The organism is Nonomuraea mangrovi, from assembly GCF_042681425.1.
Lineage (GTDB): Bacteria > Actinomycetota > Actinomycetes > Streptosporangiales > Streptosporangiaceae > Nonomuraea > Nonomuraea mangrovi.
The window spans coordinates 33,849-48,167 of sequence record NZ_JBHUFV010000011.1 but is presented as its reverse complement, the minus strand read 5'-3'; the positions used below and the strand labels follow the sequence as shown (position 1 = coordinate 48,167).

Below are 14,319 nucleotides of genomic sequence, written 5' to 3'. Positions count from 1 at the left end.
CCTCGACCTCCTCCGCCGACGAGTCCTGATCATCTGAAACGCAACAAGATCAGCGCCAGAGCCAGACACTGACAGTGGTCGGCGACAAGTTCTGTCAGTAGCTCACCCTGTGTTTTCCTGCTTCCGGTACTCCGGGGACCCCGTGATGATCGTCTCGTGGTGAGGGCCGCCGTCGAGGTTGTGGCTCTGGCCGCGACGAGAAACCAGGGCCCACGTCTATCCACGATCAGATCAACATCTGATGCGCCGGTAATGGACACGGTCGTGGAACGTGATCGACTGACTGCCGCGAAGGACCGAGAACACGTGCAGCCTCGTCTGAGTGCGGTAAAGCTGGCTACCGCCCGAGCACTTCCAGCGCACGTCTTGCTTGATGGTGAAGGCCGGCGTCGCGTTGCTGTCCTTGGCGGATCTGGTGGCCTTGGTTCGCCAGTAGCCAAAGCCCCGGTACTGCTGCAGCGTGGTCGTGATCGACATGTGCCGGCCCCAGCCGCCCCTGTTGCAGTGCAGTTGCCTGCTGGATTTGATGTACCGGCCGCTCCTGTAGGGCGGTATGTGGCGCTCCCAGCCACGACATTGGGGGTGGTAGGCGGTGGCGAACTTGTCCTTCCGCGTCCAACGCTGCACAGTCGACTGAGCGCTCACCGCGCTGGTGGCGCGGGGTCCGGCAGTGCGCTCCTCCGGAGCAGCGTTCGCCGACGCGGTCGCGAGTAGGACGCCCGCTAGTCCGGCTGCGGTGGTGAGTCTGATTACCTTGTTGATCATGACATCGCGGCGGACCTGCTTTGTCTGATTGCGTAGCCCGGTCCGGTGTTCCGCGGTTTGGGCGTTCGCCTTGACTCCAGCCTGTGGGTGTCTCTGCTGGCGGTCTGTGAAGAAGTGCGCAGAACACTCCACGGGTTTCGAGAGCACGCCCTGCACGATCAGAGTGTTGTCCGGTGGGTGGGGTGGTGTCTCGGCGATGAGCAGTACCTCCAGGAGCTGCTGTATGGCAGCGACGTGTTGAGCGCGGAGAAGATGTCAGTGGATCGCGCGGACCAAATGTCAGTGCTCGAAGATGTTGAGCGCCGGGGTGGATCTAGGTGGATGCGCGGATCCCACAGGTCAGCGTGACCATGCCAGTGCCGCCTCGGTTGTCGGCGCGAGGCTGTCGAGGGTGGTCACCGCCTGTTCCTGTGATGGGCTGTTGATCTCGACGAGTACGCCGTGCCGAACGCCGAACAAGACGACACCGCCCAGCCTGTGGACGCGGATCCACTGCTCCCCGGTCAGCTACCGGCAGGCGTAGGGCTGCTCGCCTGGATACGGCTTCTCGCATGCCGCCTGCGGGCTGCCCAACGAAACCGGGTGGAGGGTGACTGCGCTGGAGTTGAAGTCGAGAAAGACGAAGGTGTCGTTGGGGTCGTGCTCGATCTCGACCCACACGGGCGCCTGGCCGGGGAGGCCGAGCAGCGGGATGTCGACGGCTGCGAGAGCGCGCTCCTCATGCCAGTTGACAATCCACGTGCGGCTCTGCAGCACCATCGCGATGACCAGGTGGTACCGCATCCGCGGTGCCACCCGGTCGCCGCAGGGGCCGGGGGCGAGCCAAGGGACCATGCGCCACGGTGTTGCGCCATGGCCCGCCCCCCCGCCGTCGGGTCAGGCGTTGATGGCCTTGCTCTGGCCGCGGCTGATCTCCACCTTGCGTGGCTTGGCCTTCTCCACCACCGGGATGCGCACGGTCAGCACCCCGTTGGTGTAGTCGGCGTCGATCCTGTCGCTGTCGAGGTGCTCCGACAGGTAGACGCGGCGGGTGAAGGCTCCCATCACCCGCTCGCGGACGAAGACGCGCTCGTCCTGTCCGAACTCCTCCTCGCGGCGCGCGCTCACCGACAGCACCCCGCGGTCGACGGTGACCTCGATGGAGTCGGGGGCGATACCGGGCAGGTCGAATCGCAGCACCACGTCATCGGCGCGGCGGATTCCGTCCATCGGCATCACCGCGCCGACGCCCTCGGCGGCGGCCTGGCGGGTGAGCCGGTCGAACTGACGCTCGAACTCCTGCACGAACGGGTCGATCGACGTCAGCAGCATCTTGCTTCACCTCCGAAGACCCCCGGGGCGGCCTGGGCACCCCGGGATACCTGTTCTGCCACAAGAGGAAAACCTCTAGTCCACATTGTAGATAAGCTTGCGGTCGAATTGTCAACTAACTTCCGGGCGACCCTCTGCCGGATCGGCTGCCACGGCCTCGGACGCGGCGGCCTCGAGGCCACGCGCCAGATCCTGGAGTCGGCCGATGTGGGCGCGGGCGACTGCCAGTTCGTCCTCCAGCGACAGGATCCGCATCGTGGAGGCCAGGGAGTGGCCCTGGTCGAACAGTTCCCTGATGCGCGTCACAAAGAGAAGCTGTCGACGGCTGTAGCGGCGATGCCCGCCGGTCGATCGGCCCGGCCGTACGGCCCCGGCGGCGTCCAGGCCGCGCAGGAACGCCTGCTGCACGCCGAGCACCTGGGCGGCCTGACCGGTGGTGTAGGCGGGATAGTCCGGGTCGTCGAGCCGTTCGATCAACGTGATCACTTCCAGTCGTGGCCTGCCGCCAAGTCCACCGAGGAGGGGGTTGACAGATTCTTGCAGTAGTGGCTATAGAATAAGTGTATCGGTCGATGACCTGGCGGCGCTATCAATGGTTTCCGGGGAGAGATCGAGATGCGGGACCTGGATACGCGGCGCGTGGACGGTAAGTTCGCAGAGCTGATCTGTGCCGACGATCAGTGGTTGCGCGAGACGTTCGACGCCCTGATCGCGGCGAGCTATGGGCCTGTACCGCTTCAAAATCCATCGCGTAGGGCTTGAGCTGGGCGTTCTCCGGAGCGGCTACGGGGCTCGGTGGTACTCGTTGATCAGCCCGCCAAGCACCTTCCGGCGTTCGATCCGCCCTTCCAGCGGCCCGGTGACGGCGACGCTTACATCGACCCCGCCCACTTCCACCGCCTGTGCGCCCAGGATCTGCCGCACAGCACCACCGGCGTCATGGCCGCGACCCAGCGTCCCGGCGCCCTTGCCGCGCTCGTCACCCCGTCCGGGCCTCCGGCCTGGAAGACGGTGCCAAGCTGGTTCCTCGTTGCCAAGCAGGACCGCATCATCCCCCCGCAGGCCGAACGCGCCATGGCCAAGCGGGCCAAGGCCACCACCGTCGAGATCGACAGCTCGCACGTCGCGATGCTGAGCCACCCCGACGCGGTCACGCGGCTGATCCTGAAGGCCGCCCGCTAAGGGCTTGTGATCTACAGTTGGATCTTGTTGTGGCGGAGCCAACGTTTCCAGTAGTGGCTGCTGCGGGCGCGGGCCTGGTGAGCGCGTCGATGGTGTGACCAGGCCAGGGCGCGTTGCAGGATTTGGTCGATGGGGCGGGTGGCGGCGCTGGTCAGGTGTGCCAGGAGACGGCGGATCTCGGCGGCCACCAGAATGTACTGACGCTGCCCGTTCAGAGTGACGGTCTCGATGAAATCGCAAGCCAGCAGCGCGTCGGCTTGCGAGCGCAGGAAGTCCGCCCACGTGAGCGACGCTCGTTCAGGGGACGGGTCTATGCCTTCCTGCTTGAGGATCTCCCAGACGGTGGACGGCGCGATTTTGATGCCGAGGGTGGCGAGTTCGCCGTGCACTCGCCGGTAACCCCACGAGGGGTTCTCTCGGACCAGCCGTAGAACGAGCACGCGGATGGATCGCACGGTGGGCGGACGCCCCGGCCGCTTCCTCTGACAAGTGCGAGCGTGGCTCTGCTTGAGCAGATCGCGGTGCCAGCGCAGGACGGTATCCGGACGCACGAGGAGCCGCAGTCGGCGTAGGACCTCGCGCGGTAACGATGACAGGAGCGCGGCCAGGAAGGCTCGGTCCTCGGGAGCGAACGTCACCTTGGTGTCGGCGCCGAGCTGCCGTTCAAGAATGGTGATCTGGTGGCGCAAGGCGAGGATCTCGACGTCCTTGTCTCGATCTCCCAGCGGTAGCAATCGCAGCGCGGCAAAGGCGTTCGTGACGGTCAGGTAGGCCAGGCTAAGAAGCACAAGTGATCATCTTGCCGAGGCTCTGTCCCTTCCGAGAGCCAGAGCCGGCGCACGTCGGGATCAGTCAGGCAAGCCGGATGGCCTGCACGGATGACATTATCGGCAGTGACACATGCGCGGCCCCATCTACGACGCGAGCGTCGGCGGCCTGACCGCCTGGACGCTCGGTTCGTCCCTCGCGCTGATCGGCGGGCTGATCAGCATCCTGCTGATGATCAGGCACACCAGGGTCGAGGAAGAGACCGGCCGGCGCGAGCTGCTGGCCTCGGGTGTCGTCAGCCGCCACGCCCCGCTGGCCGCCGCGCTCGCGGTCGTGCTGGCCGCCAACCTGCTGCTGGGCCTGCTGTCGGTGCCCGCTCTGGTCGCGGACGGCCTGCCCGCGGGTTCCTCACTGCTGTTCGGGCTGTCCATCGCCGCGGGCGGCTGGGCGTTCGCGGCCGTGGCCGCCCTCACCGCGCAGCTCACCGCGTCATCCGGTACGGGACGCGGCTTCGCGATCGCCGTCGGCGGCCTGCTGTTCGCGCTGCGCTCGCTGGCCGACGTCGGCGGCATCGGCTGGCTCGCCTGGCTGTCACCGTTCAGCTGGGTCCGGCTGACCAAACCTTACGCCGGCGACCAGTGGTGGGTGCTGGGGCTGGTCGCGGTGTTCGTCACCGCCGTGGCGGCGGCCGCGTTCGAGCTGTCCACGCGGCGTGACGTGGCCGGCGGTCTGGTTGCCGCCCGTCCCGGACCCGCCACCGGGGCGCTGTCGGGCACGTTCGGCCTGGCCGCTCGCCTGCACCGGGGCACGCTCGCAGGCTTCGCGATCGGCTTCGGCCTGCTGGGCGCCCTGCTCGGCGTGTCAGCGCGGGGGCTGGACGCCCAGTTGGACACGCCGCAGCTCCAGGAGCTCGCCGCGACCGTCGGCGGCGCCGACGCCCGCGTCTCGGATGTGTTCTTCACGTTCGTGATGTACGTGCTCAGCCAGCTCGTCACGGGAGCGGCGCTGGTGTCGGCACTGCGCGCCCGTGGCGAGGAGGCGGCGGGCCGGGCCGAGCTGCTGCTGTCCACCCCTGTCGGCCGGCTGCGCTGGGCGCTGAGCCACCTGGTGTTCGCCATTGTGGGCCCGGTGCTGCTGCTGGCCGCGCTGGGCGCGGCGGCGGGGCTCGCCTACGACGGCGATGTGGCCCGCGTCGCCGGGGCCACGCTGGCCTACCTGCCCGCGGTCTGGACCGTGGTCGGTATCGCGACGCTGCTGTTCGGCATGCTGCCACGGCTGGCGGCGGCCGCGAGCTGGACCGTGCTCGGCCTCTTCCTGGTCGTGGATCTGCTGGCGGAGTTCAAGCTCGCCACCGGGATCGTCCTCAACCTGTCGCCGTTCGTGCACGTGCCGGCGATGTTGCTGGACGGCGTCTCATCACCGGTGGCACCGCTGCTGGGGCTGACTGTTGTGGCCGTCACCCTGGCCACGGCGGGGCTGGCGTTCCTGCGCCGCCGCGACCTGATGCCCTCTGTCTGAACGCTCCCGTAGAGGCGCTGCTGGCCGACATCGACAAGGACCACGATGCCGAGTTCACCGCCACGCTGACCGCCGCAGTGACGCTGTGGCGGTCGGGCTCAGGGGTGCACGGCACGCCGCCCGACCGCGCTGCTCGGCTAGCTTGGCGTGAACCGGGCAGGCCAGCTCTCCAGGGAGGCATTCCAGGCAGGTCAACCAGCATGCCGTACAAGTTCGTCTGATCGCACGGTTGCCCGTCTTCGATCTCGTCGATCCACTCCTCATCGGCGCCGCCGCGGATCAGCTCGCAGACGCTACCGAAGCGGGTCGTTCGACGGCGGGCTGGTCACCGCAGGCGCTGACGAGCATGAGCGCGATCAGACCTGCCGCGGTGACGCCTGGGCGCGGGAGCATATCGTTAATCATCTTGGGCGTCGGCATCCGGGTCAATGCCGTCCGCGAACCGGGAGGAAGGGCCGGCGCAGTCCACTGCGTGGCGGCGCCCGCCATCCCTGCAGGGCGAGCCTAGGGACTGGTGCCCCAGGCTTCGAACTCGTAGATGCGGGTCCGAAGGTGACGTGATGGAGCAGGATGCGCTGCTGGCCGCTGATCATCAGCACCTGCGCGGCGTAGAGGCGTCGCGGATCCTCAAACACTGCTTTGCCGCGGCGACAGGCACCCAGGACAATCCACGGCGGCGAAGAGTAGCTGATCGCTGTCGTGGTACCGTCGCCGCGGAAGCCCGTACGTGCTTGCCCCGGACGAGATGTGCGCCGTACCCGGCCCGCTAAGACGACGCACTCGAAGGAGACGTCATGGATGCGGGCATTCCCCTGGTCGATTTCACTGGAGTGACTCCCCAGCCTCGTGCGCTGGATGTCCGGTGGATTCACGGCTCACCGTCGGCCAAGCACAACACCGATCCGGACATCCAGGTCCATGCGTACGACGAGCACACGTTCATCCTGCGGCAGAACATGGCGATCGACTACGAGGCGCCGTTCTTGTTCCTGCTGTTCGGAAACGCGCGGGCGGTGTTGATCGACACCGGTGCCACGGCATCCGCCCAGTTCTTTCCCTTGCTCCAGGTGGTCGATGAGCTCGTCGCCGGCTGGCTCGCCCGCCACCCCCGGGAGGAGTACCACCTGCTGGTGCTGCACACCCACCCGCATGGCGACCACGTCGCGGGCGACGATCAGTTCACCGACCGCCCCGACACCACGGTGGTCGGCGCGGACCTGGTCACCGCCTGGGAGTACTTCGGGTTCGGCAAGGATCCCGACGCCGTGGCGCAGGTCGACCTGGGCGACCGCGTGTTGGAGTGCCTGGCCGCCCCGGGCCACCACGAGGCGGCGGTCACGTTCTACGACCGGTGGACCGGGTTCCTGCTCACTGGCGACACGGTCTACCCGGGTCGTCTCTACATCCAGGACTGGTCGGCCTTCGCCCAGACCATCGACCGCCTGATCGACTTTTCTGACCGCCGACCCGTCACCCACGTCCTCGGCTGCCACATCGAGATGACCAGGCAGCCAGGCGTGGACTACCCGATCCGCACCACCTACCAGCCCGACGAGCCCCCACTGCAGATGACCACCGGGCACCTGCACGAGATCCGTGCGGCGATCAAGGAGATCGGCGACCGGCCCAGCCGGCGTGCCTACCCCCTCTTCATCCTCTGGCCGAACGCATGAGCCGCAGGAACGCATCGGACCCCCTGCCCGATGCCACCTCGTCCCCGGCCGCGATGCCTGTGGGCCGGCCGGTGACGCTGCCGCACCGGACCTCCGTCGTGTTCGGCTCGGCCTTCGTCGACATCCGCGATCCGCACAGCGGGCTTGGCAACCCCTTCGCCGTCGTCATGGGCGCCGACGTCGGGACCTGGGACGTGGGACAGCGCCAGGCGCTGGCCCGCCGCACCGGTACTCCCGAAACCGTGTTCATCGACGCCGTCCGCGAACCGCGCGCGCCAGACGGCCCCTACGGGTACGAGCTCCACCTCACTGTCCTGACCCCGACCGGCAGAGCACTCGGCGCGTGCGCCCACGGCTTCATCGGCGCCGCACACACGCTCGCCGAGACCGGGCTCACCAAGCCAGGCCACGACCTCCTGATCACCACGTCGACCGGAGGCTCCGCACGCGCCTCGCTTCCCCGTGCCCGAAAGGTCATGCTGCACTTCGTCTCCCAGGAGCCCCGGATTGCGCACGGCCACGAACAGGCACTGGAGAAGATCTTCCACCTGCCACTGCCATCTCTGGCCGACGGCCTGCCGATCCTGTCCGTCGGATCACCCAAACTGACCATCGAAGTGACACCCGCCACCTTCGCGCGACTGCGCGGGAAACTGAACAGTGTGAACTACGACCGGTTGATGGCCCTGCAGCGCGAACTGGACATCAACGGAATCCACATGTTCTGCCGCAACAGCACCACATCGTTGCCCGAACACGTGATCCAGGTGAACGCGTACCTCGGCCGGAACCTCGTCGTGGACCGGGCCACCGGTGTCTCGAGCGCGGCCCAGGTCAGCGCCGACCCGCACGTCAGCGACGGCCAGGAGCTGCAGATCGCCCAGTACACCCGGGCCGGCCGCTCGGCGGTCCTCACCTTGACCAAAGGGAAGAGCCGCAACGTCTGCGTGGGTGGCGCCGCATTCCTAGTCGACCACCACACGCCGCAGTGAGGCATCCAGAACTTCCGCATGTGCGACCGCGGCGGCGCCGAGTTGCCGCCAATCCACGTCGGTACCTATCAGGCGGCCGCGGGCGAACTCGCGGGCAAAGGCGTCCGCCCCTATGGCGCGCTGGACGGCGGCCGCGATTCGGTCGACGTCACCCCGCTCGCCCGCTGGCAACGGAGCCCTCACTGAGTCACGGGCTGCTGAGCCGGCACCCAGGAGGCGGGCCGCCGTCCGGTGGTCGCCCTCGCCCACGTATGCTCCTGCCAGCCCTTCCAAGGCGAGCGCCACGGCGCGCTGGTCTCCAGTGGTTAGGGCGGCTTCCAGCCCTTCCCGGTGCAGGTCGAAGGCCATGCCGGGGTCTCCGCGGAGCTCGGCGACGAAGCCCAGTTCGGCCAGGATGAGCGCGGTGCCTGGATCGCCTCGCCACTGGCGGCACCAGTCCAGCCAGGCACGCAGATGCCGCTCTGCGGTGTCGAGGTCACCGCGTCGCCTGGCGGCGAGGCCCAAGCCCACCTCTGCGAACTGCTCCGTGCGGGTGTTCAGTTGGTCGGCGGCCAGCCGCCTGGCCCGCTCGTGGTACTGGTCGGCCTCGGCGTACGAGCCAGTGAGCAAGGCGATCCGGCCCAGCATGGCGAGGCTGTCGGCGACCTGGGGCCAGAGCCGGAGGTCTTCGGCGACGTCCAGGGCATCGCGGTGCAGGGCGCGGGCGCGCTCGTAGTCGCCGCTGATCTGGGCGAGGAAGCCGAGGAGGTGCGTGGCCTGCAGCAATCCCCAGCGGTCGCCTTGCTCGCGGAAGAGCGCCAGGCTCTGCTCGGCGTCGCGGCCGGCCGCGTCCAGGTCGTGCACAGCGGTATGGGAGGCGTGGACGCTCAGCGCCGCAGCAATTCCCCACTTGTCGTCCAGCGCGCGGAACGTCGTGAGCGCCCGGCTCGCCAGGCCCAGGCTGACGGACGGGTCGTCGAAGCCGGAGTGGGCCAGGCTGAGGAGCCATTGCGCCTCGGCACGGGCCCGCGGGTCGGCGATCCGAGCGCAGAGCTCGTCGAGGTGCCCCGGCGAGACCGCCGCGGGCTGATCGCGGATCAGCAGGCTCACGCCGGCGTGCCAAGCGGCGGCCACGGCCCGCGCTTCCTGGTCGCCGCCGAGCGTCAGCGCCAGCTCCAGTGAGCGGCGGGCCTCGCCGAGGCGGCCGCGCAGGAACCAGTACCAGGACAGCGCGGTCACGAGCCGAAGCGCCCGGTCCGCGGCGCGCCGCCGTACCGCATCGTCCAGCGCCGAGCGCAGGTTGGCGGCCTCGGCATCGAGGAGGCGCAGCCAGTGCCCCTGGTCGGGGCCGTGAAGGAACGGCCGGGCGCATACGGCCAGCGCGGTGTAGTACGCCCCGTGCCGCTCCCGCACGGCCTCCGGCTCTCCAGCCTCGTCGAGGCGCTCCAGGCAGTAGGCCTGTACGGACTCCAGCAGCCGGTACCGGCCGTGGCTCACGACCACCAGGGATCGGTCCACCAGCCGCGCCAGCAGGCCGAGCACCTCCCAGGAGCGGACGCCGTCTCCCGCGCAGACCGTCTCGGCCGCCTCCAGCGTGCAACCGTCGGCGTGGACGGCGAGCCGACGCAGGACGGCACGTTCGGAGCCGGTGAGCGGCTCCCAACTCCAGTCGATCATGGCGCGGAGCGTTTGTTGCCGCAGCGGGGCGCCGCGCCGGCCCGCGTCCAGCAGGTGGAAGCGGTCGTCGAGCCGGGCCGCCAGCTCGCGGGCGCTGAGCACGCGGGCCCGGATCGCGGCCAGCTCCAGCGCGAGCGGCAGGCCGTCCAGCCGCTTGGCGATGGCCTCCACGGCGGGCTCGTCCATGGCGAAACCCGGCGCCGCGGCGGCGGCACGCGCGGCGAACAGCCGGACGGCGCTGCCCATGTCCAGCGGCGGCACGGCGTGCACATGCTCGCCGGGAATGTCCAAAGGGACCCGGCTGGTCGCGAGAACCCGAAGCCCCGGCGCGCTCGTCAACAGCCGCTCGGCGAGCTCAGCGACCGCGCCCACCACGTGCTCACAGTTGTCGAGCAGCAGGAGCAGATGCTTGCTCCGCACGGCCGCGGCCAGGCGGTCCACCACGTCGTGGCTGACGCCCAGGGCGGCTGCCACCGCCTCGGCCACCCTGTCCATGCCACTGTGCCGGTCGAGCGCGCTCAGGTCGGCCAGCCACACGCCGTCGTCGTAGGCGGGGGCCAGCCGGGCGCCGGCCTCCAGCGCCAGCCTGGTCTTACCGACACCGCCTGGGCCGGTGAGGGTGACCATGCGGGCAGCGGCGAGCAGCTCGCGTACCTCCTCGACGGCCTTCTCCCTACCGACCAGCTCGGTGAGCGGGGCAGGCAGGTTGGTGCGGCGAGGACCGAGCGCGGGGTCCCGGCGCAGGATCGACTGGTGCAGCGCGCGGAGCTCCGGGCCCGGGTCCACACCCAGCTCCTCGGCCAGCCGGGTGCGGATCTCCTGGTAACCGTTCAGCGCCTCGCCCTGCCGACCGTCGTGGTAGAGGGCCCGCAGGTGAACAGCGCGCAGGCGTTCCCTGAGCGGGTGGCGGGCGACCAGGTCGGCCAGCTCGGCCGACAGCCCCCGCTCGCCGAGCGCCAGCCGGGCCTCCGCCTGCTCCTCGATCACGGCGAGCCGCTGCTCCTCCAGCCGGAGGGCGGCCGCGCGGGCGAACTCCTCGTCCGCGTACTCCACGAACGCGGGTCCGCGCCACAGCGCCAGCGCGTCACCGAGAAGGGTGGTCTTCTCCGCGGGATCCTCGGCCGCCCGGGCGCGCACGACCAGCGACCCGAAGCGGCCCGCGTCCACGTCCCCGGAGTCCAGGAGGTAGCCGGGAGCGCGCCAGACCACGAGCGCCGGATCGCCAAGGGCCTTGCGCAGCCTGGACACCTTCGCCCGCAACGCGGCCACAGGATGCTTCGGCAGCCGCTCGCCCCACAGGACGTCGATCAGCAGGTCGGCGGGCACCACGCGCCCGTGGTCGGCCAGCAGGACGGCAAGCACGGTGCGGACCTTCGCCTCGGGGATATCGACCTCGCCGTCTTCCCCCCGCACGGAAAGCGGGCCCAGCACCCCGAAACGCATGAGACCACGGTACGGCGGCATCCGACCGGCATCGAACCGGAACCCCCGCCCGGCAAGCTCGGTGCCATGAACACTCCTGTAACAGTCATCGGCCTGGGACTCATGGGCAAGGCCCTGGCCGCCGCGCTGGCTCACAACGGATATCCGACGACCGCCTGGAACAGATCGGACACTGCGGTCCCCGAGGCCGTGACCCAGCTGGCCTCGGCGGCCGAGTCAAGCCCGACGATGATCGTCTGCCTGTCAACATACGAGGTCATGTACGAAGTGCTGTCGACCGCCGACCTGCACGGCCGTACCGTGATCAACCTGACGTCCGGCACCCCGGCCGAGGCCAGGAAGGCGGCCGCGTGGGCGGCCGAGCGGGGCGCCGCCTACCTCGACGGGGCGATCATGGCCGTTCCGCAGATGATCGGCCTGCCCCAGGCACAGCTCTTCTACGGAGGGCCGAAGGATCTCTTCGAGTCCTGCGCGCCCATGCTGCGGGTCTTCGGCGGCGGCACCGTCCATCTGGCCGAGGATCCCGGCGTCCCGCTCCTGTACGACCTCGCGCTGCTGGCCATCCTGTACGCGGCGGGCCAGGGTCTGGCGCACGCGCAAGCGCTGGTCAGCACCGCCGGCGTCAGCGCGACAGAGTTCCAGCCGTACGCGAACGCGTGGCTCACCCACGTGATCGGGCCGATGGCCAGCCTCGAGAACGCGCGGGCCATCGACGAGGGCGAGCACGCCACGGACGTGTCCAACATCAACACCAACGCGCTCGCGATCGGCCACGTCGTACGGGCGAGCCGGGACGCGGCCCTGCCCGTCGACTGGCTCGTCGCCCAGCAGGCGCAGCTGGAGCAGGCTGTCGCCGACGGGTACGGCAGCGAGAGTGCGACGCGGTTGCTCGACTACCTCAGAAAGGAGATGCGATGAGCAGGTACGCAGGCAAGAAGGCAGTCGTGGTCGGCGGCACCCACGGCATCGGCCGAGCCGTGGTGGAAGCGCTGGCGGAGGCGGGCGCCGAGGTGCTGGCCACCGGGCGCAACGTGGCCGCGCTCCAGGAGATGTCGCCAGCCGTGCACGCGGTGCGCTCGGACGTCACGGACATGGCGGACATTGAGCGGCTGGGCCGGGCTGCGGCCGAGCGGCTGGGCCAGGTGGACTTCGTGTTCGTCAACGTCGGGACCGCGACGATCGAGCCGTTCGAGGCGGTGACGCAGGAGTCATACGACCGGGCTTTCTCCGTCAACGCCAAGGGACCGTTCTTCGTCGTGCAGCGTCTTGCCTGGCTGATCGCGGACGGCGGCTCGATCGTCTTCACGACCTCCGTGGCCGAGACGGGAGGCGGATCGGTCTTTACCGCGTACTCGGGCGCGAAGGCCGCCATCGGTGCCATGGCGAGGTGCGTCGCTGCGGCGCTCCTGCCGAGGGGGATCCGGGTCAACATGGTGAGCCCGGGCTTCGTCAAGACCCCCACTATGGGCATCGTGGCGTCGGACGAGGATCGTGCGGCCTTCGAGAAGCTGGGCGATGAGCTCACGCCGATGAAGCGGCATGGGCAGGTGGAGGAGGTTGCGGCCGCGGTCCTCTTCCTCGCCTTCGAAGCCACCTTCACCACCGGGGCCACGCTCACGGTGGACGGCGGCGCGCGATACCTGGGGGCGTCCTGACCGCTATGATCACGCCTTCCCGCATTCGCCCGGGAAGAAGATCATGCCCCATGGAGGGCTTGGCCGAGGGGGCGGTCGGTGAAGATGAAGCTCGGCGGCAGGCCTGTGTCCTCCTCCGGCTGAGTTGGGTGGGCATAGCCGAGCAGCACCAACCAGCCGAACACCCTGACCACCAGCAGATACAGAAGTCGAAACAGCACGAGAGCCGAGCCTAGAAGACCAGCTCAGACCCTCATTGCCAGTTTCTGGCACCGGACAGGGTTCCATGCCTTCAATGCGGTAAGGCTGAACTCCTCCTTCGCCCACCATAGGGTCGACGTCCGACTAGAGCTTTGGAACTCAAGCCCTCCAGATCCGACGTTCACCGGAGAGGCGCTCGCCAGCGAAACGTGGGTCGGAAATCTTCGGTCCACCTCTGGCACGGTCCGCGCAATCGAGATGATGGATGCTAGCGATCAGCACGCTGTCCTCGACCTTGGTCAGAAGGGTCAGGTGTGGCAACTACGCATCATCTTGCGCCAGCTGAACGAAGATCCAGACGAAGCGGACGTCTCGGATGAGGACTTGTTTATAGACGACAATCCTGGCCCTTACGAAGGACTCGAGGAGGCAGTGCTTCAGTTCTGGCCTCAGAGCTGAACGGCAAGCGCCATGCGGCCGCGCGGCCGGACGGCACCGCCCCACGTGTGCGGTCGGAACACGGGTCAGGACTGGCCGCGCTTCGGCTCATGGTGGCTCAGGAGCGGGGCTGGGGGTCGTGGCGAGGCCGGGTACCTGCATGTCGGTGAGGGTGTAGGACTCAAGTTGATGTGGGCTGCGTCGGTCAGGTCGGTGTGGCCCTGCCGGTCGAGTTGTTCGATCAGGGGAGACTTGCCGAGTTGTTCGATCAGGAGCGAGATGTCCATGGCCGTGGCGTCCGGTCTGAGCACTCCGGCAGTGTGCGCGGGCCACCAGGTCCCGCATCAGCTCGTCGGATCTGGTGAACTTGGCCGCCATCTCGTCGGTGACGGCGATCGTGCCGGCCAGCGGCCCGAGGGAGCCGCCGCTGAACTCGATGCAGGCGCTGATGTAGTGAGCGAGCCCTTCCCACGGGTCGTCGTGGTGCAGGCCGCGTTCAGCGGCCTGAATCCACTGGTCGAGTGAGCGCGCACAGATGCTGGAAGAGCTCGTCCTTGGAGCGGTAGCGGCGGTAGAGGCTGGCGATGCCGACTCCGGCGCGTGCGGCGATCGTCGCCACCGATGCATGTGCTCCGTCCACGGCCAGGACCTTCTTGGCGGCCTCCAGGAGGGCCTGGTCGTTGCGTTCGGCTTCTGCGTGCCGGGGAGCTCTGCGGGCCATGCGCACACTGTAGCCGC

At 68.8% G+C, this 14,319-nt stretch carries 14 protein-coding genes and 1 riboswitch; of the genes, 6 read left to right on the top strand and 8 right to left on the bottom strand.

Features of this window, described 5'->3' with window-relative positions; all coding sequences use genetic code 11:
* Positions 1 to 231: 231 nt before the first annotated feature.
* The 4 genes from ACFSKW_RS06920 to ACFSKW_RS06905 all read right to left on the bottom strand — a co-directional run bounded on the left by ACFSKW_RS06920 (position 232) and on the right by ACFSKW_RS06905 (position 2,562).
* Positions 232 to 921, bottom strand: a complete 690-nt coding sequence (locus ACFSKW_RS06920; protein WP_379570347.1) for a hypothetical protein — start codon at positions 919 to 921, stop codon at positions 232 to 234.
* 351 nt (positions 922 to 1,272) lie between these two features.
* Positions 1,273 to 1,599, bottom strand: a complete 327-nt coding sequence (locus ACFSKW_RS06915; RefSeq protein WP_379570345.1) for a hypothetical protein — start codon at positions 1,597 to 1,599, stop codon at positions 1,273 to 1,275.
* A gap of 42 nt (positions 1,600 to 1,641) precedes the next feature.
* On the bottom strand, positions 1,642 to 2,076 hold the full coding sequence (locus tag ACFSKW_RS06910; RefSeq protein WP_379570343.1) for an Hsp20/alpha crystallin family protein: 435 nt from the start codon (positions 2,074 to 2,076) through the stop codon (positions 1,642 to 1,644).
* A 111-nt stretch (positions 2,077 to 2,187) separates the two neighbouring features.
* Complete coding sequence (locus ACFSKW_RS06905; protein WP_379570341.1) at positions 2,188 to 2,562, bottom strand: MerR family transcriptional regulator; 375 nt, start codon at positions 2,560 to 2,562, stop codon at positions 2,188 to 2,190.
* A gap of 309 nt (positions 2,563 to 2,871) precedes the next feature.
* Between ACFSKW_RS06905 and ACFSKW_RS06900 the strand changes: the two genes are divergently transcribed.
* Positions 2,872 to 3,258 (top strand): alpha/beta fold hydrolase, encoded by a 387-nt coding sequence (locus ACFSKW_RS06900; protein WP_379570339.1) that lies wholly within the window; start codon positions 2,872 to 2,874, stop codon positions 3,256 to 3,258.
* Positions 3,259 to 3,269: 11 nt separating this feature from the next.
* Here the strand turns inward: ACFSKW_RS06900 and ACFSKW_RS06895 are convergent, their stop codons facing one another.
* On the bottom strand, positions 3,270 to 4,046 hold the full coding sequence (locus tag ACFSKW_RS06895; RefSeq protein ID WP_379570337.1) for a hypothetical protein: 777 nt from the start codon (positions 4,044 to 4,046) through the stop codon (positions 3,270 to 3,272).
* A 112-nt stretch (positions 4,047 to 4,158) separates the two neighbouring features.
* Between ACFSKW_RS06895 and ACFSKW_RS06890 the strand changes: the two genes are divergently transcribed.
* The 3 genes from ACFSKW_RS06890 (at position 4,159) to ACFSKW_RS06880 (ending at position 8,209) form a co-directional block, all read left to right on the top strand.
* A complete protein-coding gene (locus ACFSKW_RS06890) occupies positions 4,159 to 5,544 on the top strand; it encodes an ABC transporter permease (protein ID WP_379570335.1) in 1,386 nt (461 codons plus the stop codon).
* A gap of 713 nt (positions 5,545 to 6,257) precedes the next feature.
* Positions 6,258 to 6,325: riboswitch (guanidine-III (ykkC-III) riboswitch) on the top strand.
* 13 nt (positions 6,326 to 6,338) lie between these two features.
* Positions 6,339 to 7,217, top strand: a complete 879-nt coding sequence (locus ACFSKW_RS06885) for an MBL fold metallo-hydrolase (RefSeq protein ID WP_379570333.1) — start codon at positions 6,339 to 6,341, stop codon at positions 7,215 to 7,217.
* Between the two features lie 71 nt (positions 7,218 to 7,288).
* A complete protein-coding gene (locus ACFSKW_RS06880) occupies positions 7,289 to 8,209 on the top strand; it encodes a PhzF family phenazine biosynthesis protein (RefSeq protein ID WP_379570331.1) in 921 nt (306 codons plus the stop codon).
* Here ACFSKW_RS06880 and ACFSKW_RS06875 read toward each other — a convergent pair.
* Positions 8,183 to 11,308 (bottom strand): AfsR/SARP family transcriptional regulator, encoded by a 3,126-nt coding sequence (locus ACFSKW_RS06875; RefSeq protein ID WP_379570329.1) that lies wholly within the window; start codon positions 11,306 to 11,308, stop codon positions 8,183 to 8,185. The two genes, ACFSKW_RS06880 and ACFSKW_RS06875, sit on opposite strands and share 27 nt — an antisense overlap.
* A gap of 66 nt (positions 11,309 to 11,374) precedes the next feature.
* Between ACFSKW_RS06875 and ACFSKW_RS06870 the strand changes: the two genes are divergently transcribed.
* A complete protein-coding gene (locus ACFSKW_RS06870) occupies positions 11,375 to 12,226 on the top strand; it encodes an imine reductase family protein (RefSeq protein ID WP_379570327.1) in 852 nt (283 codons plus the stop codon).
* Between the two features lie 26 nt (positions 12,227 to 12,252).
* Complete coding sequence (locus tag ACFSKW_RS06865; protein WP_379570325.1) at positions 12,253 to 12,963, top strand: SDR family NAD(P)-dependent oxidoreductase; 711 nt, start codon at positions 12,253 to 12,255, stop codon at positions 12,961 to 12,963.
* Between the two features lie 41 nt (positions 12,964 to 13,004).
* Here ACFSKW_RS06865 and ACFSKW_RS06860 read toward each other — a convergent pair whose 3' ends face one another.
* Entirely contained in the window at positions 13,005 to 13,163 is a 159-nt protein-coding gene (locus ACFSKW_RS06860) for a hypothetical protein (RefSeq protein WP_379570323.1), read from the bottom strand.
* Between the two features lie 914 nt (positions 13,164 to 14,077).
* Positions 14,078 to 14,302, bottom strand: coding sequence for a helix-turn-helix domain-containing protein (locus ACFSKW_RS06855; RefSeq protein WP_379570321.1), 225 nt, complete (start codon positions 14,300 to 14,302; stop codon positions 14,078 to 14,080).
* Between the last annotated feature and the right edge of the window lie 17 nt (positions 14,303 to 14,319).

What these genes read in the sequence shown, in the direction of transcription:
- ACFSKW_RS06915 (WP_379570345.1), bottom strand. Translation starts at nt 1,599, where the DNA reads ATGGTCCCTTGGCTCGCCCCCGGCCCCTGCGGCGACCGGGTGGCACCG.
- ACFSKW_RS06910 (WP_379570343.1), bottom strand. Translation starts at nt 2,076, where the DNA reads ATGCTGCTGACGTCGATCGACCCGTTCGTGCAGGAGTTCGAGCGTCAG.
- ACFSKW_RS06890 (WP_379570335.1), top strand. Translation starts at nt 4,159, where the DNA reads ATGCGCGGCCCCATCTACGACGCGAGCGTCGGCGGCCTGACCGCCTGG.
- ACFSKW_RS06885 (WP_379570333.1), top strand. Translation starts at nt 6,339, where the DNA reads ATGGATGCGGGCATTCCCCTGGTCGATTTCACTGGAGTGACTCCCCAG.
- ACFSKW_RS06875 (WP_379570329.1), bottom strand. Translation starts at nt 11,308, where the DNA reads ATGCGTTTCGGGGTGCTGGGCCCGCTTTCCGTGCGGGGGGAAGACGGC.
- ACFSKW_RS06870 (WP_379570327.1), top strand. Translation starts at nt 11,375, where the DNA reads ATGAACACTCCTGTAACAGTCATCGGCCTGGGACTCATGGGCAAGGCC.
- ACFSKW_RS06855 (WP_379570321.1), bottom strand. Translation starts at nt 14,302, where the DNA reads ATGGCCCGCAGAGCTCCCCGGCACGCAGAAGCCGAACGCAACGACCAG.